18 protein-coding genes and 1 pseudogene are annotated in these 20874 nt (G+C 61.7%); 7 read left to right on the top strand and 12 right to left on the bottom strand.

The annotated features are described in order from the left end of the window. The first annotated feature begins 55 nt into the window (after positions 1-55). From OKW40_RS24255 to OKW40_RS24230, 6 genes are all read left to right on the top strand, one after another. Positions 56-658 (top strand): amino acid synthesis family protein, encoded by a 603-nt coding sequence (locus tag OKW40_RS24255; protein WP_102633966.1) that lies wholly within the window; start codon positions 56-58, stop codon positions 656-658. Then, positions 627-1445: an alpha/beta fold hydrolase gene (locus OKW40_RS24250; protein WP_429491895.1), complete on the top strand. Its 819-nt coding sequence runs from the start codon at positions 627-629 to the stop codon at positions 1443-1445. The genes OKW40_RS24255 and OKW40_RS24250 overlap by 32 nt, the downstream gene beginning before the upstream one ends. 1 nt (position 1446) lies before the next feature. Then, on the top strand, positions 1447-2370 hold the full coding sequence (locus tag OKW40_RS24245) for a flavin reductase (protein WP_429491893.1): 924 nt from the start codon (positions 1447-1449) through the stop codon (positions 2368-2370). 11 nt (positions 2371-2381) lie between these two features. Further along, positions 2382-3419 carry an LLM class flavin-dependent oxidoreductase gene (locus tag OKW40_RS24240; protein ID WP_429491891.1) on the top strand — a complete coding sequence of 346 codons (1038 nt, stop codon included), beginning with the start codon at positions 2382-2384 and terminating at the stop codon, positions 3417-3419. A gap of 12 nt (positions 3420-3431) precedes the next feature. Continuing rightward, positions 3432-4901 (top strand): aldehyde dehydrogenase, encoded by a 1470-nt coding sequence (locus OKW40_RS24235; protein ID WP_429491889.1) that lies wholly within the window; start codon positions 3432-3434, stop codon positions 4899-4901. A gap of 107 nt (positions 4902-5008) precedes the next feature. Then, positions 5009-6421: a purine-cytosine permease family protein gene (locus OKW40_RS24230; RefSeq protein ID WP_429491887.1), complete on the top strand. Its 1413-nt coding sequence runs from the start codon at positions 5009-5011 to the stop codon at positions 6419-6421. Between the two features lie 86 nt (positions 6422-6507). On the opposite strand, the pseudogene OKW40_RS24225 reads toward OKW40_RS24230, so the two are convergent. The 12 genes and pseudogenes from OKW40_RS24225 to OKW40_RS24170 form a co-directional block, all read right to left on the bottom strand. Beyond that, a pseudogene (locus OKW40_RS24225) lies at positions 6508-7605 on the bottom strand (methyl-accepting chemotaxis protein); the annotation flags it as partial. Positions 7606-8110: 505 nt separating this feature from the next. Continuing rightward, positions 8111-9559, bottom strand: coding sequence for an MFS transporter (locus tag OKW40_RS24220; RefSeq protein ID WP_429491885.1), 1449 nt, complete (start codon positions 9557-9559; stop codon positions 8111-8113). Between the two features lie 37 nt (positions 9560-9596). Further along, a complete protein-coding gene (gene gabD / locus OKW40_RS24215; RefSeq protein WP_429491882.1) occupies positions 9597-11057 on the bottom strand; it encodes an NADP-dependent succinate-semialdehyde dehydrogenase in 1461 nt (486 codons plus the stop codon). Positions 11058-11170: 113 nt separating this feature from the next. Further along, entirely contained in the window at positions 11171-12331 is a 1161-nt protein-coding gene (locus OKW40_RS24210) for a porin (protein ID WP_429491880.1), read from the bottom strand. A gap of 154 nt (positions 12332-12485) precedes the next feature. Next, complete coding sequence (locus tag OKW40_RS24205) at positions 12486-13193, bottom strand: GntR family transcriptional regulator (RefSeq protein WP_184063065.1); 708 nt, start codon at positions 13191-13193, stop codon at positions 12486-12488. 12 nt (positions 13194-13205) lie between these two features. Next, positions 13206-14294 carry an ABC transporter ATP-binding protein gene (locus OKW40_RS24200; protein WP_184063068.1) on the bottom strand — a complete coding sequence of 363 codons (1089 nt, stop codon included), beginning with the start codon at positions 14292-14294 and terminating at the stop codon, positions 13206-13208. A 25-nt stretch (positions 14295-14319) separates the two neighbouring features. Beyond that, a complete protein-coding gene (locus OKW40_RS24195) occupies positions 14320-15114 on the bottom strand; it encodes an ABC transporter permease (protein WP_102634259.1) in 795 nt (264 codons plus the stop codon). 1 nt (position 15115) lies between these two features. Then, positions 15116-16000 (bottom strand): ABC transporter permease, encoded by an 885-nt coding sequence (locus OKW40_RS24190; RefSeq protein ID WP_027194702.1) that lies wholly within the window; start codon positions 15998-16000, stop codon positions 15116-15118. An 80-nt stretch (positions 16001-16080) separates the two neighbouring features. Further along, complete coding sequence (locus tag OKW40_RS24185) at positions 16081-17112, bottom strand: ABC transporter substrate-binding protein (RefSeq protein WP_128598245.1); 1032 nt, start codon at positions 17110-17112, stop codon at positions 16081-16083. A 238-nt stretch (positions 17113-17350) separates the two neighbouring features. Beyond that, positions 17351-18307 (bottom strand): flavin reductase family protein, encoded by a 957-nt coding sequence (locus OKW40_RS24180; RefSeq protein WP_429491878.1) that lies wholly within the window; start codon positions 18305-18307, stop codon positions 17351-17353. After that, positions 18300-19193, bottom strand: coding sequence for an alpha/beta fold hydrolase (locus OKW40_RS24175; protein WP_429406367.1), 894 nt, complete (start codon positions 19191-19193; stop codon positions 18300-18302). Before OKW40_RS24175 ends, OKW40_RS24180 begins: the two co-directional genes overlap by 8 nt. Positions 19194-19508: 315 nt before the next feature. Beyond that, the gene (locus tag OKW40_RS24170) at positions 19509-20195 is read right to left on the bottom strand and encodes a GntR family transcriptional regulator (RefSeq protein WP_102634254.1); all 687 of its coding nucleotides are present in this window, start codon (positions 20193-20195) and stop codon (positions 19509-19511) included. Positions 20196-20431: 236 nt separating this feature from the next. Here OKW40_RS24170 and OKW40_RS24165 point away from each other — a divergent pair, with 236 nt between their 5' ends. Then, complete coding sequence (locus tag OKW40_RS24165) at positions 20432-20566, top strand: hypothetical protein (RefSeq protein ID WP_429491875.1); 135 nt, start codon at positions 20432-20434, stop codon at positions 20564-20566. Positions 20567-20874 lie beyond the last annotated feature (308 nt).

The following is a 20874-nucleotide window of genomic DNA, read 5'->3' as shown; positions in this document are numbered from 1 at the left end:
TACTATGGCATACCACAATACTTTACATCAACAACTGACCTTGGGACACCTTGCTATGAGCCTGATTCGCAAATCTATTCTCCATGTCGAGACGGTCTTCGTGGATGGCGACAAAGCCGCCGCGAAGCCGCTGAAGATGATCGGCGCGGCGGCCGTCATCAAAAACCCGTGGGCAGGCCGAGGCTATGTCGAAGATCTGTCGTCCGAGATTCGCGCAATCGCGCCGCAACTCAGCGAGCACCTCACGAAGCTCATCCTTGACGAGGCGGGGTCAGGCGAAGCGGTCGAGGCGTTCGGCAAGAGCGCGATTGTCGGCCTCGACGGTGAGCTCGAGCATGCGTCCGCGCTGATCCACACGCTGCACTTCGGCAACATCTATCGCACGGCCGTCGGCGCCAAGTCGTATCTGGCTTTCAACAACACGCGCGGCCCGGCAAATGCGCCGCTGCTGATCCCGATGATGGACAAGAACGACGAAGGCCGCCGTTCGCATTACCTGACGCTACAGTTCGCGATCGCCGATGCGCCGGCGCCGGACGAACTGGTTATCGCAATTGGCGGCGCGACCGGCGGCCGTCCGCATCACCGCATTGGCGATCGTTACAAAGATCTGGCAGAACTCGGAAATGACCTCAACAATCCTGCATCTGTCAAGTAATCGCGTCGCGCACTATCTCGAGCAGGGAACTGGGGAGCCACTGGTCCTGATTCATGGGGTGGGCATGCAGGCGCGTGCGTGGCACCCGCAGATCGACGATCTGTCGGCCGAATTCAGGGTGATTTCGGTCGATATGCCCGGGCACGGCACGAGCACCGCGCTGGACGCGAATGCCGGATTGCAGCAATTCGTGAATTGGGCCATCGAATTCATCGAAGCACTGAACGCAGGCCCCGTCAATCTGGCGGGTCATTCGATGGGTTCATTGATTGCCGCGGGCGTGGCCGTCACACGGCCCGATCTGGTCAGGCGCGTAGCCGTTCTGAACGGCGTGTATCGTCGAACACCGGAGGCCCGCGACGCCGTACTGCAACGCGCGGCCGAACTTCGATCGGGAACCATTGACGTCGAGACACCGCTCAAGCGCTGGTTCAATGCCGGGGAAACGCAGCACATCGCGGCGCAAAAGGTCGAGTCCTGGCTGAAATCCGTCGATCCGGCAAGTTACGCCACGGCCTATACGGCCTTCGCGAGTGGCGATGAAGTGTATGCCGACGGCTGGCATACGATTGCCTGCCCTGCTCTCGTGCTCACCGGTTCGGATGATGCGAATTCGACCCCGGAGATGGCAGAACAGATGGCCAGTGCCGCCCACAACGGTCGTGCCGTCGTAATCCGCAACGAGCGCCATATGGTGAACCTGACCGCCCCCGAGGAAGTCAATCGCGCCCTCCGCGCCTGGCTGCAGACCGAGCATCTCGCCGAAACGTTAAAATCGGAAGTGTGATATGACCCAAGAGACCGCCAGAATCAATCCTCGCGAACTGCGCGATGCATTCGGCGCCTTCATGACAGGCGTCACGATTGTGACGACGGCAGGAGACGACGGCAAGCCGCTCGGCTTTACCGCAAACTCGTTCTCGTCAGTTTCGTTGGACCCGGCCTTGCTGCTCGTGAGCATCGCAAAGACGTCGAGCAACTACCAGACGTTTTCCACGACGGGACACTTCGCCATCAACATTCTCGCGGAAGGCCAGAAGGATCTATCCAATACCTTCGCGCGGCCCAGCGACGATCGCTTCGCCGACGTGAACTGGCATCTGAGCGCGAACAACAACCCGCTCATCGGCGACGTCAGTGCGTGGTTCGACTGCACAACGCACACGGTGATCGATGCGGGCGACCACGCGCTCATCGTCGGCAAGGTCGAGGCATTCCACTCTGCTGGCTACGCGGGCCTCGGCTATTACCGCGGCGGCTATTTCACGCCCGCCAAGGTATCGGCCGAAGTGATCGCCGGCCCGAAAGTCATCGTGAGCGCGATCATCGCGCGGGACGACAAGGTGCTGCTCACGCGGGACGCGGACAACAGATGGCGTCTGCCTTCGAAAGAAATCGGCAAGGAAGGCGCCGACAAGGCACTCGCCGAGATCTTCGCGAAGTACCAGCCGGACGCATCGGCAAGCTTCATCTATTCGGCGTACAACAACACCGAAACCCACTACCAGTACATCTCGTTTCTCTGCAGCGCGCCGGATGAGGCCGCTGTTGCGGGCGAATTCGTGAGCCTCGAGGAGATCGGCTCGAATCAGTTCCAGGACGCCGCCGTCGCCAGCATGCTCGAACGCTACCGCAAGGAAAGCCAGTTGAAGAGCTACGGCATGTACTACGGCGACCATAGCCAGGGCACCGTCCGCCCGCTTCTTTCCTGAAAGGTTACCCCATGCGTTTTTCACTTTTCGTGCACATGGAGCGCGTCTCCGACCAGACCAGTCAGAAACAGCTTTATGACGAGATGGTCGAGCTTTGCCAGATCGCGGACCGGGGCGGCATGCACGCCGTCTGGACCGGCGAGCACCATGGCATGGACTTCACGATCGCGCCCAATCCGTTCCTCAACCTCGTGGATCTGGCCAACAAGACCCAGAACGTCAGGCTGGGCACCGGCACGGTCATCGCGCCATTCTGGCATCCGATCAAGCTTGCTGGCGAAGCGGCGATGACCGACATCATCACCAACGGCCGTCTGGAATTGGGCATCGCGCGCGGCGCGTATTCGTTCGAATACGAACGTCTGCTGCCAGGCCTCGATGCATGGGGTGCCGGCCAGAGAATGCGCGAACTCATTCCGGCAGTGAAAAAACTGTGGGAAGGCGATTACGCGCACGAAGGCGAGTTCTGGAAATTCCCTCCGACAACGTCGTCTCCGCTACCGCTCCAGCAGCCGCACCCGCCACTCTGGGTAGCCGCCCGCGACCCGAACAGCCACGAGTTCGCCGTGGCGAACGGCTGCAACGTCCAGGTCACGCCGTTGCATATGGGCGACGAAGAAGTGGAGAAGCTCGCCGGCCATTTCAACGCGGCATGCGAGAAATTCAGCGACATGCCTCGCCCGCAGATCATGTTGCTGCGCCACACCTATGTCGCGAGCAGCGAGGACGACGCGCAACTGGCGGCCGACGAAGTGAACGTCTTCTATAACTACTTCGGCGCATGGTTCAAGAACGAACGTCCAGTGAGCCGTGGCATGATCAAGTCGCTGAGCAAGGAAGAAATCGCCGCTCACCCGTTCTACACGCCACAAGCCATGCGCAAGAACAACGTCATCGGTACGCCCGATGAGGTGATCGCGCGCCTGAAGGCATACGAAGCGCTCGGCTTCGACGAGTATTCCTTCTGGATCGACACCGGCATGAGCTTCGAGCGCAAGAAGGCGTCGCTCGAACGGATGATCAACGACGTGATGCCGGCCTTTCAGTGAGGACGTAATTCCATGAGTTTTCATTTTCAGCTTTATATCGACGGCCAGTTCGAATCGGGCGCCGCGACGTTCGGAAGCGTGAACCCGGCTACGGGCGAAGTGTGGGCGCAGATGCCCGAGGCCAGGAACGACGAGGTCAACCGCGCCGTGGACGCCGCCAGCCGTGCGCTGACCGATCCTGCGTGGGCCGGCATCACCGCGTCGGCCAGAGGAAAACTGCTGTACAGGCTTGCCGAACTCCTCGAAAAGGCTGCGCCGCGACTCGCTGAAATTGAAACCAACGATACCGGCAAGATCATCCGCGAGACGTCCAGCCAGATCGCGTACGTGGCGGAGTACTACCGCTATTACGCGGGCATTGCCGACAAGCTCGAAGGCAGCCATATTCCCGTCGACAAGCCGGACATGCAGGTCTGGCTCGACCGCCAACCCGTTGGCGTGGTGGCCGCGATCGTTCCATGGAATAGCCAGTTGTTCCTCTCCGCAGTGAAGCTCGGGCCGGCGCTTGCCGCCGGCTGCACGGTGGTGCTCAAGGCATCCGAGGAAGCGCCCGGCCCGTTGCTCGAATTCGCCCGCGTGGTCCACGAAGCCGGGTTCCCTCCGGGTGTCGTCAACGTGGTCACGGGCTTTGGCGCGCAATGCGGCGCCGTGCTCAGCAGCCATCCGAAGGTGGACAAGGTGGCCTTCACGGGCGGGCCGGAAACGGCGAAGCATATTGTCGCGAACACGGCAAATAACCTCGCCAAGGTTTCGCTGGAGCTGGGCGGCAAATCGCCGTTCATCGTATTCGCTGACACCGACATTCAAAGCGCCGTGAATGCACAGGTCGCGGCCATTTTCGCTGCCAGCGGTCAGAGCTGTGTCGCGGGCTCGCGTCTGTTGATCGAAGCATCCGTCAAGGACGAGTTTCTTGCGTTGCTGGTCGAACGCGTCTCGCGCATTCTCGTCGGCTTGCCCAACGACATGGCAACGGAATACGGGCCGCTTTGCACCGAGCGGCAACTGCGTAATATCGAGTCGGTCGTTGCAAGCTCCGTGCGCCAGGGCGCCAAAGTGTTGACGGGGGGCAAGGCTATCGAGCGCGCCGGCTTCTACTACGCGCCCACGATTCTGGACTGTACCGGTGTCGCGAACGCGGACAGTATTACGACGGAACTCTTCGGGCCGGTGCTTTCGGTAGATACGTTCGCCACCGAACAGGAAGCAATCGAAAAGGCAAACAGCACAGCCTACGGTCTTGCAGCCGGCATCTTTACTACCAATCTCACGCGTGCCCATCGCGTTTCAAAGCGCGTTCGATCGGGCATCGTCTGGATCAACACGTATCGGGCGGTTTCGCCGCTCGTCCCATTCGGCGGCTTCGGACTGTCGGGGCATGGCCGTGAAGGCGGATTCGCCGCTGCGCTCGAATACACGACGACGAAGTCCGTGTGGCTTCGCACCTCGGACGACCCGATCAGCGACCCGTTCGTGATGCGCTAGACGGGCGCGCTCCCCTGCCGTATCGATTCAAAGTCGTAAAGGCTGCGCTGTCGCCACACGCATTGCGTTCGTGGTGCGGCGCAGTCTGGTATAAAAATGGAGACATGATGACAAACCCGGCGAACGATAACAGCGTTCTGACCATCGAAAGCAACTCGATCGAGTATGTTGCGCCGGAAAACCGGCACGGCAAACCGGTCGATCTCTTCACCTTGTGGTTCTGCACGAATGTCGCGCCGCTGGCCGTGATTTCCGGCGCTACCTCAGTGCTGATTTTCCACCTGGATCTGGTGAGCGCCATTCTTGCCATCGTCGTCGGGCAATTCTTCGGCGCGATTTTCCACGCCCTCACCTCCGCGCAGGGGCCGCTCGTCGGCGTGCCGCAGATGATTCAGAGCCGTGCGCAATTCGGCCGGTATGGGTCGTTGCTCGTGGTGGGATTCACCACGCTGATCTATCTCGGGTTCTTCGTTTCGAACATCATTCTCGCGGGCAAGACGCTGCACGCCGCTATCCCGCCGATTCCCGTGCCGGTTGCGACAGTGATGGGCGCCGTTCTCGCGACGCTGGTCGGCGTGATCGGCTATCACTTCATCCATCGCTTCAACAAGGTTGGTGCGTGGTTCATGGGCAGCGCGCTCCTGATCGGCATGATCCTGATGGCGCCGGGCCTCGACGCCCACGTCTTCCAGCAGGGCCATTTCGATCTCTCCGGCTGGTTCGCGATGTTCGGACTCTGCGCGGTGTGGCAAATCAGCTTCGCACCGTATACGTCCGACTATTCGCGCTACCTGCCGAGCTCCACCGGGTTCGTCAAGACCTTCGCATTCACCTACTTCGGCACGTCGCTGGGAACGATCTTCGCATTCGTGTTCGGCGTGGTCGCCGTGAGTACCGGCCATACCACCGACGCCATGCAGGCCATCCGCACGCAGACGGGCATGTTCGGCTATGTGCTGATCTTCCTCTTCCTCGTCAACATCATCGGCCATAACGGCATGAATCTGTACGGCGCTGTGCTGTCCTTCATCACCGCCGCGCAAACGTTCCGTCCGCACTGGATGCCTGGCCGCAACGTTCGCGTCGTCGTGTCGACGATCCTGCTGATCGGGTCCACCGTCACCGCGTTGTGGGCGTCGAGCAACTTCATCGCGATCTTCCTGAATGCAATCTTCGCGATGCGCATCGTGCTCGCGCCGTGGATTGCGATCAATCTCGTCGACTTCTACCTCATCAACAAACGACACTACCACGTCGCTGAAATCATCAGCAGTGACGGCGGCATGTACGGCTCGTTCAATGTGACGGCGATCGCACTGTACGTCTTCGGCATTGCGGTTCAGGTGCCGTTCATGGAAGAGAGCTTCTTCCACGGCCCTTGGGCGTCGCTGCTTGGCGGTGCGGACGTTTCCTGGATGGTCGGCCTCGTTGCGACGGCGCTTGCCTACTACCTGCTCGCGCCGACCAACGGTTCACGCTCCCCGCGCCGCGCTCCAGCAGGCGCCACGGCGTCCGAGTAACCGCGCCCGTTGAATCGCGTTTATTGAATTGCGATCTTCAGCCGGCTCGTTGCTGCAACGAGCCGGTTCTGCGTTGCCGCTACGGTCTACGCGTGTTGCCCAGCGTGATCCGCGAGATTGAATACCGCAACGGCATTTTTCAGATCCATCGCGTGGTCTTCCAGCGACTGGGCCGCCGCGGCAGCCTGCTCGACGAGCGCCGCATTCTGCTGCGTGACCTTGTCCATCAGGTTCACAGCCTGGTTCACCTGCTCGATGCCCCTGCTTTGTTCGTCGGATGCTGCCGCGATCTCGCTTACGATGTCGGCCACCTGCCTGATCGCGAGCTTCACTTCGGTCATCGTGCCGCCTGCGTTATGCGCCCGCCTCGCTCCGCTCTGGATTGTCTCCACCGATGACCCGATCAGTTCCTTGATTTCCCGCGCCGCCGTTGCCGAGCGCTGGGCGAGCGCGCGCACCTCGTTCGCCACGACGGCGAAGCCGCGTCCCTGATCCCCCGCGCGCGCGGCTTCGACCGCCGCATTCAAGGCCAGTATGTTCGTCTGGAAAGCGATGCCTTCGATCACGCCGGTGATTTCCGAAATCTGGTCCGAGCTGCCGCTGATGCGTTCTATCGTCTCGACCATGCCGTGCACCGCTTCATTGCCGGCGTCCGCCATGCTGGACGCGCGCGTCGCCAGTGTACTGGCCTGACGTGCGTTGTCCGCATTCTGGCGCACGGTTTCGGTCAGTTGCGTCATGCTCGCGGCCGTCTCCTCCAGCGAACTCGCCTGCTCCTCGGTGCGCGAAGACAGGTCGAGATTACCAACGGCAATCTCGCTGGACGCAGACGCAATGCGATCGGCGCTGGAGCGAACTCCGCCCACGATGCCCGCGAGACTCTGGTTCATCGCCTTCATGGCCAGCATCAATTGTCCGGTTTCGTCCGTCGACGTCGCTTCGATGCGATTCGTCAGATCGCCTTCGGCGACACACGTCGCCACCGATACGGCCTGTTTCAACGGCCGGGAAATCGTGCGCGATAGCCATCGTCCTGCGAGAATCGACGCTAGCACGGCAATCGACGACGCGCAGAGCACGCTAGCGTAAATCGAGGTGCGCAGCGAATCGAGCTGCGCACGATTCGCCGACACTCTCTGCTGCTCATAGCTTTCCAGCTTTCCGACCGCCGCAATCAGTTTTTCGGTTCCCAGATATGAGCCGAAACTCTCGGTCAACGTGGAGAGGTCGCTCACGTTCACCGAAAAAGCGTCCACCTTCTTGCGCATCTCCACGAGCGGGTCGACGACCGTTCTTACCCACGCGTCGTATTCCCGCTGACCTTCGTTGACCAGTGCCGCACCTTCGGGCGTGGGATCCATCGCGCGGAGCTTCGTCAATTTTTCGCCAAAGTCTGGGCGGTGATCGACGATCCATTGCCTGTGTGACGCCTTCCCGTTGAGGTTGTTCGCCAGAACCGCCCAGATTATGTTGAGATAGTCGCCCGTCCCGTCTTTCAAAAGACGCAACATCTGTTCCGATGCTTCGATCTCTTTCTGCTTCTGATCAATGGCCCGAACGCTGTAAAGACAAACGCACGCGCTGACAATAAAAACGAAAATCGCGCCTGAAAACGCGATGAAGATCTTGCTGGAGATGGAGACGCTTTTAATGATTTTCATGTTGAAACTGGCAAGTTGTGGTTGTAGTTCAGTCTCGTATCGGCCTTGTGCGATTGCCCGGTACCATCAGCACGGCGATTGCCGCCAGCAGACCCGCGGCAGCAAACACAAAGAAGTTCCACGCGAGCACGACGTCCCATTGCGCCAGAACGCCACCGATCAATGGTCCCGCGATCGCGCCGAAGCGTCCTATGCCGAGCGCCCAGCCGATTCCAGTCGCCCGACTGTGAGGCGGGTAGTACTGCGTGATATAAGCGCCAAGCAGCATGGTGTTGCCGATCGTGCCAACCCCCGCGATGCTGACCAGCACATACGTGAGCACCACGCCATGGGCAAACGGCAACGCGCATAGGCTCGCAGCCGCCAGCAGATACAACACGCTGACCACGCGTTTCGAACCGATGCGATCGGCCAACGCACCGCCGGACAGCGAGCCCAGCGCGGCGGCAAGATTGAGCGTCATGAGCAATGCGAGGCTCGACCCGAGCGGATAGCCCGCCTTGCGCATGAGTTGCGGCAGCCACGTGCTCAGGCCGTACAGGAGAAGCAGGCCCATAAACATCGCGAGCCAGAACGCCAGCGTGGCATGAATGAAGGAGCGATCGAACAACGAACGCACAGGCGCGGGGGCGCTTTTTTCAGCGATACGTACTGCGTCGCCGCCGCACTCGTTTTCAAGCCACGCGTGCCGGATCCGCAGCGCACGCGCCAGCGACCGCGCTTCGTCAAAACGTTTTCGTGCAATGAGGAAATCGATCGACTCCGGCAACGAAGGCCCCGCCGCGAGCACCAGCAGCAGAGGCAGCGCGCCCAGGCCGAACAGCCATCGCCAGCCATGCGTCGGCAACCAGGCGATCGCGAGCAGCGCGACGAGAATGCCGCCGAGCGAATAGCCGGTGTAGATCAACGCGTAGTTGAACGAGCGCCGGTGCGGTGGAGAATATTCGACGGTGAGCGCCGCGGCGGTCGGCACGACGCCGCCCAGCCCCAACCCGCCCACGACACGCGCGACGACGAAGACCGTGGGCGTGGGCGCCAGCGCCGCCGCAGCCATCATGGCCGAGAACAGCGCCACGCTGCCGAGTAATACCCAGCGCCGGCCGATCAGGTCGCTCACCGTGCCGGCACACATCGCGCCGATCATCATGCCCGCTAATGAGCAACTCGCAATCGCGCCCAACTGGAATGGCGAGAGCGACCAGTTCGTGCCATGCGTCAGCATGGGCAGCACGGCGCCGTAAATTGCGACGTCGTAACCTTCGGCGAGGATCATCGCCAGACAGATCGCGACGACGCGTATCGTTACCGGCAACGGTATGCTCACCGCGCCGGGTTCGGTGCGATCGAGCGCCGTGTCGTGCAAACGTATCGTTACCGGCAACGGTATGCTCACCGCGCCGGGTTCGGTGCGATCGAGCGCCGTGTCGTGCAAACGGGCCGCGCCCGCTTCATTGTTTCCGGATGACCAGGTATTCATGTTCGAGCGTCCGCTTTTGCACCCCGCTTTTTTCAGGTCAAACCGCCATGCACAGATATTTGATGACGACATAATCGTCGATGCCGTAGTGCGAACCCTCGCGCCCCATGCCCGACTGCTTCACGCCACCGAACGGCGCGACTTCGTTCGAAATCAGGCCCGTGTTCACGCCGACCATCCCGTACTCCAACGCTTCCGCAACCCTCCAGACGCGGCCGATGTCCCGGCTGTAGAAGTACGATGCGAGACCGAACTCGGTGTCGTTCGCGAAGCGGATCACCTCGTCGTCGCTGCTGAATCTGAAGAGCGGCGCGAGTGGGCCGAAGGTCTCGTCTTTTGCGACTCGCATCGCCGGGGTGACGTCCCGGAGCACCGTCGGTTCGAAGAAGCCGTGGCCGAGCGCATGACGCTTGCCGCCCGTGACGACGGACGCGCCCTTCGCGAGCGCATCCGCGATGTGGGCTTCAACTTTCTGCACCGCTGCCTCGTTGATGAGCGGGCCTTGCGCGACATCGGGTTCGGTGCCGCGTCCGACCTTCAGGCGGCTGACCGCTGCGGCGAGCTTTTCCGCGAACTGGTCGTACACGGTGTCGTGCACGTAGAAGCGGTTCGTGCACACGCACGTCTGCCCGCTGTTGCGGTACTTCGATGCGATGGCACCCTGGACGGCCGCATCGACGTCGGCATCGTCGAACACGATGAACGGCGCGTTGCCGCCGAGTTCGAGCGACACTTTCTTGACCGTCGACGCGCACTGGCTCATCAACAGGCGGCCCACCGGCGTCGATCCCGTGAACGAGAGCTTGCGCACGACGGGATTCGACGTCAGCTCCGCACCAATCGACTTCGGGTCACCCGTCACCACGCTGAACACACCGGAGGGCACTCCTGCACGCTGGGCCAGCACGGCCAGCGCCAGCGCCGAGAACGGCGTCGCTTCGGCGGGTTTGATGACGATGGTGCAACCGGCGGCGAGCGCGGGTCCAACCTTGCGGGTAATCATCGCGGCCGGGAAATTCCACGGCGTGATCGCGGCGCACACACCCACCGGTTCCTTCACCACGACGATGCGCTTGTCGCTCGCCGGCGTCGGAATCGTGTCGCCATACACGCGCTTGCCTTCTTCCGCAAACCATTCGAAGAACGACGCGGCATAGCCGATTTCACCCTTCGCTTCCGCAAGCGACTTGCCCTGCTCCGTCGACAGGACCAGCGCAAGATCATCGGCGTTCTCCATCATCAGATCGTGCCATTTGCGCAGAATGGCGCCGCGTTCTTTCGCGGTCTTTTTGCGCCACGCGGGCGAGGCCGCGTTCGCTGCGTCGATCGCCTGACGTGTTTCGCTCGCGCCCATCAAAGGAACGTTGCCGACGAGCGCGCCCGTTGCGGGATCGCGAACCTCGAATGTTTCGGCGTTGGCTGCGCTTTGCCATTCGCCGTTGACGTAGGCCTGTTGTCGAAACAGCAGCGGATCCTTCAACCGGGTTGCCAATTCCATGGTCATTCCTAAAGGGGTTGCAAAAAAGTGTCGCGCACCCCGATGCTGGTCAGGGCGCGCGATATCAAGCTGGGTCGAAACCGTGCTCCGCGCCAGGACGGAGCACGCTGCTATCAGAACTGGTGATACATACCGATACGCACCGCGGTCTGATGATTGTTCGACGACGCCGATCCCACCGCGCCATCGAAGATGTCGGCATTCGACGCCGCGCCCGCTGCCTTTTGCCAGACGCCCATCGCGTATAGCGAGGTGCGCTTTGACAAGGCATAGGCCGTCGTGAGTCCCACCTGGTGGTAAATCGGAATCGACTGGTCGTAGCCGACGTTGCCGTGCGTGTACACGTACTGCGCACCGACGTACCACGCCGACGTCAGGTTGTAGCGGCCCCACGCTTCGTAGTTCGCAAAAATCACCGTGCCCTGCGTGCCGTTGGCGTCGTTGAACTTCGTGTTGGTGTAATCCAGACCGAGCGTCGCCGAACCCAACGCGTAATTGATCGCCGCACCGAAGATCTGCTCATTGGCCGGATTGCCCACGTAGCTAAACGGGCCGCTCGCGCCAATCGCCGCGCCGGTGGTGTTGCTCACGTAATTTCCGTCGGTCAGAAGTGTCGCGGGATGCTTCGCGTACAGGTAAGCGCCCGCGATGTTGAACCCGCCAAAAGCGTAATTCGCCCCAAGGCTCCACAAGCCGGTCGTTCCACGGCCGGGCGCGTTCGTATTGGTGAACGAATAGAGGCCGCCAAAGGTCAGGCCGCCGATCTTCGGACTCGCGTATTTGATCGAATTGTCGACGCGAAAAGAGTTGTCCGTGTTGTCGATGTCACCAGCATGAACGAGCGGTCCCCCGAGTTGTCCGGGCGCGGTGAGCGGTTGCAGATAATCGACCACCGAGTCGTACTGGCGCCCGAGCGTGACCGTGCCGAGGTGCGCATCCGAAAGCCCTACGTAGGCCTGACGGCCGAACAGGCGTCCGCCCTGGCGGCTTTGGCCGTTTTCCGTGCTGAAACCCGATTCCAGCTTGAACAGCGCGCTCAGACCGCCGCCGAGATCCTCGCTGCCCTTCAAACCCCAGCGGCTGCCATAGACGCCGTCATACGTACCGTCGCGCATGCGCCAAAGCGAATGGCCGCCGCTGTTGCTGACGTAGTCGATGCCCTCGTCGATCACGCCATACAGCGTGACGGACGATTGCGCGTGCGCGTTCAACGCGACGAAAGCGCTCCCCGCCAATAACCACATAGCAATGTTCTTCTTATTACGACGTTTCATGCCTTCTTCTCTCCTTGTCAAATGCGCTGCTAACCCGCCACGAAACGTGGGGGCGTGTGGGTGAACGTGCTTTTTTCTTCTGAACGCTTCGTCGTACCGAGCCGTTTTTTCTTTTCTATCGCCGCTTCTGCGCAAGGAGCAAAGGGCCCGAAGATTACCCCGCGCGTTTCAGGAGCAAGAGGCCCTGCCCTTCAACCAACAGCTTCCTGGCGATTTCCGCCACCCCGCTGATGTGCGTGACGGCGGCGCTGTGCGCGGCGACCGCGTCCCCCGCGCGTATCGCGGCCAGGATCTGACGCATTTCCAGAACTGCCTGGCTGCCGCGATCGTCGGACGCGATGGTCAACGCTCGCAGACGGTTGATTCTTGCCGTCAGCGACTGGACGATTTCCCACGCGACATGTTTGTGGCCCGCGGTGAACATGCGCTCGTAAAACGCTGTCGTGAACGCCAGCACTGCGCGATAGTCCCGGTCATCGAAAGCGAGCTGAATGCTGTCGATCAGTGCGTCCAGATCGTCGACGGTGCGTGCGTCGGCAAGCCGCGCACAGGCGGACGCCGCTTCGCCCTCCAGCAGGCCGCGAATTTCGTAAATCTCCGTTGCGGTCTTGAGATCGAGCACGGCAACGATGGGCCCCTGATTCGGCAGGGTATCGACGAGCCCCTCCGTCTCCAGATGGCGCAGCACTTCGCGCACGACCGTGCGGCTCACGCCCAGCTCTTCACACAAGGTCCGCTCGACCAGCCGGGCGCCTGGCTGAAAACGCGCGTCCAGGATGGCGCTACGCATTTTCTCGAGCGCAAGCGCTCTGAGCGTGGTCGTTCGGCGCTCAACTTTCAGGGACGAGATCGGTTGGTGCATTGCTGTATCCGATCAAGCCTGCGCGAACAGCCTCGTGTCGCGCGCATCCCAGTCGATCCAGGCCTGCGTGCCGATGACGATCCCACTGTCCCGATGATCTCCCGCAGGCATCCGCACTGACATGTCCTGTGCCCACGGCGTCGTCACCGAGTAGTGCATGGCGTCGCCGAGATAGGTGATGTCTCGCACGGTAACTGGCAAGCCCGCCGTGTTTTTGGCCGCCCCGGCAGCGCGAATGCGGATCTGCTCGGGGCGAACCATCAGCGTGCCGTCGCCGCCCACCGAAAGCGTGGCATCGCCGGTGGCCGCGATTGCATGGCCGCTCGGGAAGACGGCGCTCGATTGCGCCGCGTCGCGCGCGGTGATGCGAACAGGCAGGAAGTTCGAATTGCCAATGAAGTTGGCGACGAAGCGCGAAGCCGGATTTTCATAGAGCTCTTCGCCGGTTCCGCATTGTTCGATGCGGCCCTTGTTGAACACAGCGATACGATCCGAAAGACGCAACGCCTCTTCCTGGTCGTGCGTCACGTAGAGAATCGTCACGCCGGTCTCCTGGTGGATGCGGCGCAATTCGAGCTGGATTTCCTCGCGAAGCTTCTTGTCGAGCGCGGACAACGGTTCGTCCATCAGCAGCACAGGCGGGTCGTACGCCAGCGCGCGCGCAATCGCCACCCGCTGTTGCTGGCCGCCCGAGAGCTGGCCGGGCATGCGATCGCGGAACTCCGCGAGATGAAGCAGCGCGAGCATCTGCTCGACCTTCTTCTTGATCTCCGCCTCGGGGCGGCGGCGCACCCGCAAGGGGAAAGCCACGTTTTGCCCGACGGTGAGATGCGGAAACAGCGTGTAGCGCTGAAACACCATGCCAATGTTGCGTTTATTGGGCGCGACCGACAGCAGCGGTTTGCCGTCGAGCAGCACGCGACCCTCAGTCGGCTCCTGAAAACCCGCGACGATATAGAGCGTCGTGCTCTTGCCCGAGCCCGACGGCCCGAGGAAGGTCATGAACTCGCCCTTGCGCACATCGAGCGAAACCTGGTCGATGGCAACGACGTCGTCGTAGGTCTTACGCAGGCGCTGGATTTGCAGGAATGCGGAAGTCATGGCTAATCACCTCATTGTTCGGGCGTTATCGGGCGCGGCGCAGCACTGCGCCCGCCAACATCAAAACGGTCGTCAGTCCAACGAGCAGCGAGGATGCTGCCGCGACGACGGGAGTCAGGTCCTGCCGCAGCGTCGCCCAGATGCGCACGGGCAGCGTCTGCAAGGTCGGACTCGACATGAAGATCGACACCACCACCTCGTCCCACGACGCAAGGAACGCGAAGATCGCCGCGGCGAACAGGCCAAGCCGGATCGCCGGCAATGTAACGCGCAGCTTCACTTCGAGCGGCGATGCCCCGCAGATCAACGCTGCGTCTTCCAGTGCGGTATCGAAGCTCGACAGCGAGTTGCTGATTGAAATGATCGAAAACGGCAAGGCGATGATCAGATGGCCGATCACGAAGCCGGTCATCGTGCCGGTCAGGCCGATGCGCAGAAAGAACGCATAGAGCGCCACAGCCAGCACCACCACGGGCAGCACCATCGGCGTCAGAAAAAACGCCTTCACCGCGTTGCGGCCGCGAAACTTGCCGCGAACGAGCGCAAGCGATGCAAGAAAGCCGATCAGCACCGACAGCACTGTCACGATCACCGCAAGTTTGGCGCTCGTGAGCAGCGAGTCGAGCCATCCCGGGTCGGTGAAAAGCTGGCGGTACCACTCCAGCGTCCAGCCCGGCGGCGGAAAGATCAGCCACTGCGAATCGCCGAACGACAAGGCGACGATGAACACGATGGGCAACAGAAGGAAAAGTGCAACGGCAGCGCCGATTGCAAGCAGCGCCCAGCGCAACGCACCTAAACGGTCGAAATCGAGCAACATGTCAGAGGCCTCCAGCAGTGGCGCGCGCGCCGCCTGTGAACCGCAGTTGAAGCGCGTAGAGCGAGAGCGTCACGGCGAGCAGCACGAAGGCGGCGGCACCGGCGAGACCCCAGTTCAACAACTCCTGCACGAGCTGGGCCACCAGTTCGGCGAGCATCATGTATTGCGCGCCGCCGAGCAATGCTGGGGTCACGAAGTAGCCGAGGGCCATGACAAATACCATCAATGCGCCCGATGCGATGCCCGGCATCGCCAATGGCACAAGGACGCGCCAGAAGGCCTGCCAGCGACTCGCGCCGCAGACCGCCGCGGCGCGCAGTGTCGAGGGGTCGATGCTGCGCAGCGTCGCGTGCAGCGGCATGACGAGAAATGGCAGCATGATGTACGTCATGCCGATCGTCACACCGATCAGGTTGTTCACGAGCGGCAGCGGCTCGTGGATGAGGCCGATCGCCATTAACATGCGGTTGATCGGGCCCGTCGACTGAAGCAGAACCATCCAGGCAAACGTGCGCGCCAGCAGGTTGGTCCACATCGAAAGCAGCATGATCGAAAACAGCAGCGAACTCAGCCTGCGCGGCGCAATGGCGAGCAGCCATGCGGTCGGGAAACCGATCGCCACCGTCACCACGGTCACGACGGTCGCGACCAGGAACGTGTTGCCGAACACGCGCAGGTAGGTGGAAGAGCCGAGAAGCTGCTCGTAGTTGTGCAGCCCCGGTGTGGGCTCCAGCACGCTGCGCAGCAGGAGCGAAAGCACCGGCAGCATGAAGAAGATCACGAGGAGCACGAGCCCCGGTATCAACAGGCGAATGTTGCGCCAGTCGCGACGCCGACGCGTGGGTGTCGCCGGCGGATGGGCCGCGGTACTCAGAACATTGGGCATGGTATCTCCTGCATTCTCCAGTTGCTGCTACGCGCCTTCTGCCTGACCGCCGCTTCGGGGCACGCCTCTTTCGCTGACGCTTATTTCGATTGCCACGCGTACCAGCGCTTCGCAATCGCGTCGCGATTGTCCGCCCAGTACTTCATGTCCAGGTCGATCTGGGAGGTCTTGTACTGGTCCGGCATCGTCTTCGCGACTGCAGCAGGCATCAGCGCCGCCGACTTCACGTTGATCGGCGCGTAGCCCGTATCCTGCGCGAACTTTGCCTGCGCCTGCGGACTCGTCGCGACGGCGAGGAACTTCATCGCCTCGGCCTTGTGCTTCGCGCCCTTCGGGATCACGAGCATGTCCGCGGCAGTCAGGTTCTGGTTCCACGAAACGCCGACCGGCACGCCCGTCTGTTCGAGCGCATGCAGACGGCCGTTCCAGAACATGCCGACGGGCGCCTCTCCCGATGCGAGCAGTTGCTGCGACTGTGCGCCGCCGCTCCACCAGACGATGTCGCTCTTGATCGAGTCGAGCTTTTTAAATGCGCGGTCGAGGTCGAGGGGATAGAGTTTGTCCGGCTGCACGCCGTCGGCAAGCAGCGCAATTTCGAGCACGCCGGGTGCGGACCACTTGTAGAACGTTCGTTTGCCGGGAAATTTCTTCGTGTCGAACAGATCGGCCCACGCCTGCGGCTGCGCGCCCTTGAAGCTCGATTTGTTATAGCCGAGTACGAACGAGTAATAGAAGCTGCCCACCGCATCGGCGCTCGAGAAGCGTGGATCGAGCTCGCCCTTCTTGACCACGGTGTAGTCGATAGGCTCGATCAGCCCTGCCTTTTGCGCGGCATAGGCAAAGTCGCCCTCGACGTCGACGACGTCCCAGCTAACATTGCCGCTGTCCACCATCGCCTTGAGCTTGCCGTAGTCGGTCGGACCATCCATCAGCACGGTGATGCCGCTCCCCTGGGTGAAAGGCTGCGCCCAGTCCTTTTGCTGCGACGATTGCGTCGTGCCGCCCCAACTCGTGAACACGATGGGATCTGCGGCAAGCGCCGGCGTCGCCATGAACGCTGCCGCGCACAGCGCGAACAGCGGAGAAATCATCAGACTGCGGGTGCGGGTCATATCGGTATCCTTCAAGTCGGTTTGGTCGCGCTAAATTGACTGCGTGGTCGTCGAATCGGTCGTCTCTGCGGCCAACGGCGAAGAACGCGCTGGCTTCATGTTGCTGTTTTCCATCTTTTCCTTTGTCTCCCCACTGCGATGCTGGATTGATGGATCTTTTTGGTGGATTAACCCCAGACAAACCGGTCGTCGCAAAGCGTATCCGGATGACGGCGGCAGCCGTGCGACACCGGGCATCTCAATGTGCTGTCGCGAGCGTCTGGACCTGTCCTGCCTCTGTGTCGCCGACGTAGATGCCGAAGGCGTCTTCGCTGCGCTCGCGCACATAGCGCTGCAGCATCGAGCGCACGGCGTCGTCGCGCAGTTCGCTCCATGGAATCCGTGGCAGCGGGACGATGTGGATCGCGGTGTCCATCATTGCGGCGAGGCTGCTGCTCACGCGTCCCCGGTAATAGACGTGGACGCTCGCCGACGGACCACTACCCGATTCGAAAACGGCAAAAATGAAATCGAGATGCGCGGTGAGACCGAGTTTCGCCAGCACGCCGCGCAGGCTCCCCGCATCACTTTCGGGTTCGAGCTTGACGCCGGTCGGCAACTGCAAACCGTTTTTCGTTTCAAGCAGCACCAGGCCGTCGCGATGCTCGAGAATTGCGCCGACCTGGGCGCGCGCGCCGGTTGCCGCGAGCGCGTCCTGCGAGAGACTGAAGTTCACGTACGCGCCACGGCAGTAACCCAACGGCGACGAATTCGTATGCACGAAGTCGACCACGCGCCCGATCAGAATGATGTGATCGCCGGCATCCACGACGTCGTGCGTCCTGCAATCGAACGTCGCCGCCGCGCCCTCCATGATCGGCGCGCCCGTTGCGCGGACGCGCCATGAGACCTGCGCGAACTTGTCGACCGACTTCGACGCGAAGACGCCCGACACGGCCTTCTGCTCCCCCGCCAGCACGCTGACTGCGAAGTGATTCGTGGTGGCAAAGACCGCGTGGCTCGACGCGCTCTTCGCGATGCACACGAGGATCAGCGGCGGATCGAGCGAAACCGAGGCGAACGAGTTGGCCGTGAAGCCGCGCGGGGAACCGTCCGGCTGGATCGTCGTGACAACAGTCACGCCGGTGACGAATGCGCCGAGTGCGCGGCGAAATTCGAGAGTGTCGAAAGTCTGTTCGATGATCGGCTCAGACATGGTCTTCCCCCACGTTCGTTGCATTTGCCCCGTTTCGTTGCGCTGCTTCGGCGAAAAAAGCAAGCAGGCGTGCGGTGACTTCTTCTGGATGGCTAACGTTCATCATATGACGCGCACCCGCAATCACCTCGGCCCGACCGAACGGCGCGGCCTCCGCCATCGCCCACGACATGTCCGGACTCGAGTTCAGATCTAGCTCGGCGGTCAGGAACAAGGCGGGCACAGCGAGGCTCGTCAACCGACCGACGTGGACGTCGTCCGAGCAGGCGAAGAGACCGTAAGTCCGCGCATAGCCGACCGGATCGACCGAGAGCAGCAGGTGCCGCACCGCTTGCGCCGCCTGCGTCAGATGCGCCGGCACCGGGTCACCGAACCAGCGTTTGAGCGTGGCGTCGACGCCCGCAATCGCGCCCGTATCGGCCGGTGTATCGCCGAGCGTCGCGGCGCGCGACATTACTGCTTCGCGTTGTGCAGGCGAGCGGTCGTAGACCGCGTTCAGTGCAGCGACGCTCAGCGTACGCGGCGCACGAGTCAGCGCGAACTCGAGTGCGACGAGTGCGCCCATCGAATGACCGGCGACGTGCGCCTGCTCGATGTCGAGGCCGTCGAGCAGGCGTTCGAGCTGGGCGGCGTAATCATCGAGCGTCGGCTCGGCCGGAGGCAGAGCACTGGCGCCATGACCGAGCATGTCGTAGACCACGACTTCGTAGTTTGCCGCCGTCAACGGCTCGATCTGCGACGACCATACGCTCTGATTCATCCCCACGCCGTGAATCAGGACAACTGTTGCCGGCGCTTCGCCCGACTTCGGCGCATGCACGCTGTAGCTCGTCCCTGCAATCTCGCCGCGCGCTGCGGCAAGCCTGGGCGTCCGGTCAGGATTCATTCGGCTCATGCTCCACAAGATTATGGTATGCCATACTACAGCAAACTTTTCGCGTCAAAATATTATGGAATACCATAATTTCGAACGGAGAACTGGCTGGCATGGACGTTGCTGACGGCACGCGGTTGCCGGTCGGAGCCTCGCGCTGAAAAACCAGGAGCGCCTCGCGGCCGGGTCGAGCGAAGACAACGCCGCGAGCGAACGGCGCGTTATGGGGAGTGGAGTGGGAGTGGTCTGGCGCTCGGAAGGAGCGCGCGGAGCGCGCCGCGGAACCGCGGCGCAGACAAGCGGTAGAGAATCGTCAGGCCGTTCGCGTCAAGCTTCGGCCGCCCCTTCGCTTCGTTGAGCAAGCGCCGCAAGCGCAAGCTCCGCCGTGCGCCTGATATGCGCGATCGAGGCGGAAGACGCGGCATCGCCGTCGCGCCGTTCGATGGCATCAAGCATCATGTTCATCTCGCGATTCGACTCCTGGCTGCGTCCCGGCGTGGCTATCGTGAGTGCGCGCAATCGATTGATCCGCGCATTGAGCGTCTTGACCACGGCCAGGGAGACGGTCCGTTGCGCGCCCTCGAACAACGCCTCGTAGAAGTGTTCCGTGTAGGCGAGCACCGCTGGCAAGTCTTTGACCTGGAACGCTGCTTCGATCTGTTTGCGGATCTCCCGCAGTCGCCTCACGAGTTCGGGTGTGGACTGCTCGGCACACGCGCGTGCGGCATTCGCCTCCAGTAGCCCGCGCAGTTCGTATATTTCGCTAACCTGGCCGGCATTCAGTTGCGCGACGACCGGCCCTTGGCGCGCGATAACATCCACCAGCCCCTCGGTCTCGAGGTGCCGCAATACTTCGCGCACAATCGTGCGGCTCACCCCCAACTCGTCGCACAGCGTGCGTTCGACGAGGCGTGCGCCCGGCTGGAAATACCCCTGCACAATTGCGTCGCGCAGCTTGTCCAGCGTCAGTTCACGAAGGGTTTTGGTTTCGCGGACAACTTTAAGATCTGACATAAGTAAAAAAATGGACAGAGAAAGCTCGGGTCACACCATGGCGTGATCGGAGCGTGGAATGCCATATTATCCACCATAAAGGAAGAGATTAGATGCGGTAAGGAGCGCGGATCGCACATTGCCGGTATGCAAAGTGCAGCCATAAGCGTTAAACATGTCTCCTCCGGCGCGAAGACGCACTCGACTTCGCAGACTCCGTCCTCTGCATCCTGAGCTGGCGCATCTTCTGGCTCACGATGATCAGCCGCGCAGTTCCACAGGCCACGCCCGAAGCGGTATTCACGAAAACGGAAATCGAGTTACTGGATCGCCTGGATCTCGCCTGGGCGTTCATCGAAGCTGCGGCGTGCGACTTATTACATGATGCGTGATGACCAACCATTCGAGGTAACGCGATGCTTTAGCCAGGTTTGGCGGGAGACTGAGAGCCCGGTAGAGTCGTTGGTCCGAAACCATTGAGTTGATTGTGCCCAGTCCCCGGCCATCCCGCTGCTGCGAACACCGAGACGCCCAGGTCATGAGCCGATAGCTGTCTGGTACCGCCATGCGGGCGACCATGGAATTGACATGTATCCCTCTGGACATTGGCCCGGCACCGACGATTCTCTGGAGCTCGACTGAGCCAGGGGTGAATACCGGAAAGCGGAGGTTCACCTTGATCCCGATGAGTGACTGGTGC

This window comes from Paraburkholderia sp. RAU6.4a (assembly GCF_050435625.1).
GTDB lineage: Bacteria > Pseudomonadota > Gammaproteobacteria > Burkholderiales > Burkholderiaceae > Paraburkholderia > Paraburkholderia tuberum.
This window is presented reverse-complemented; position numbering and strand designations above follow the sequence as displayed.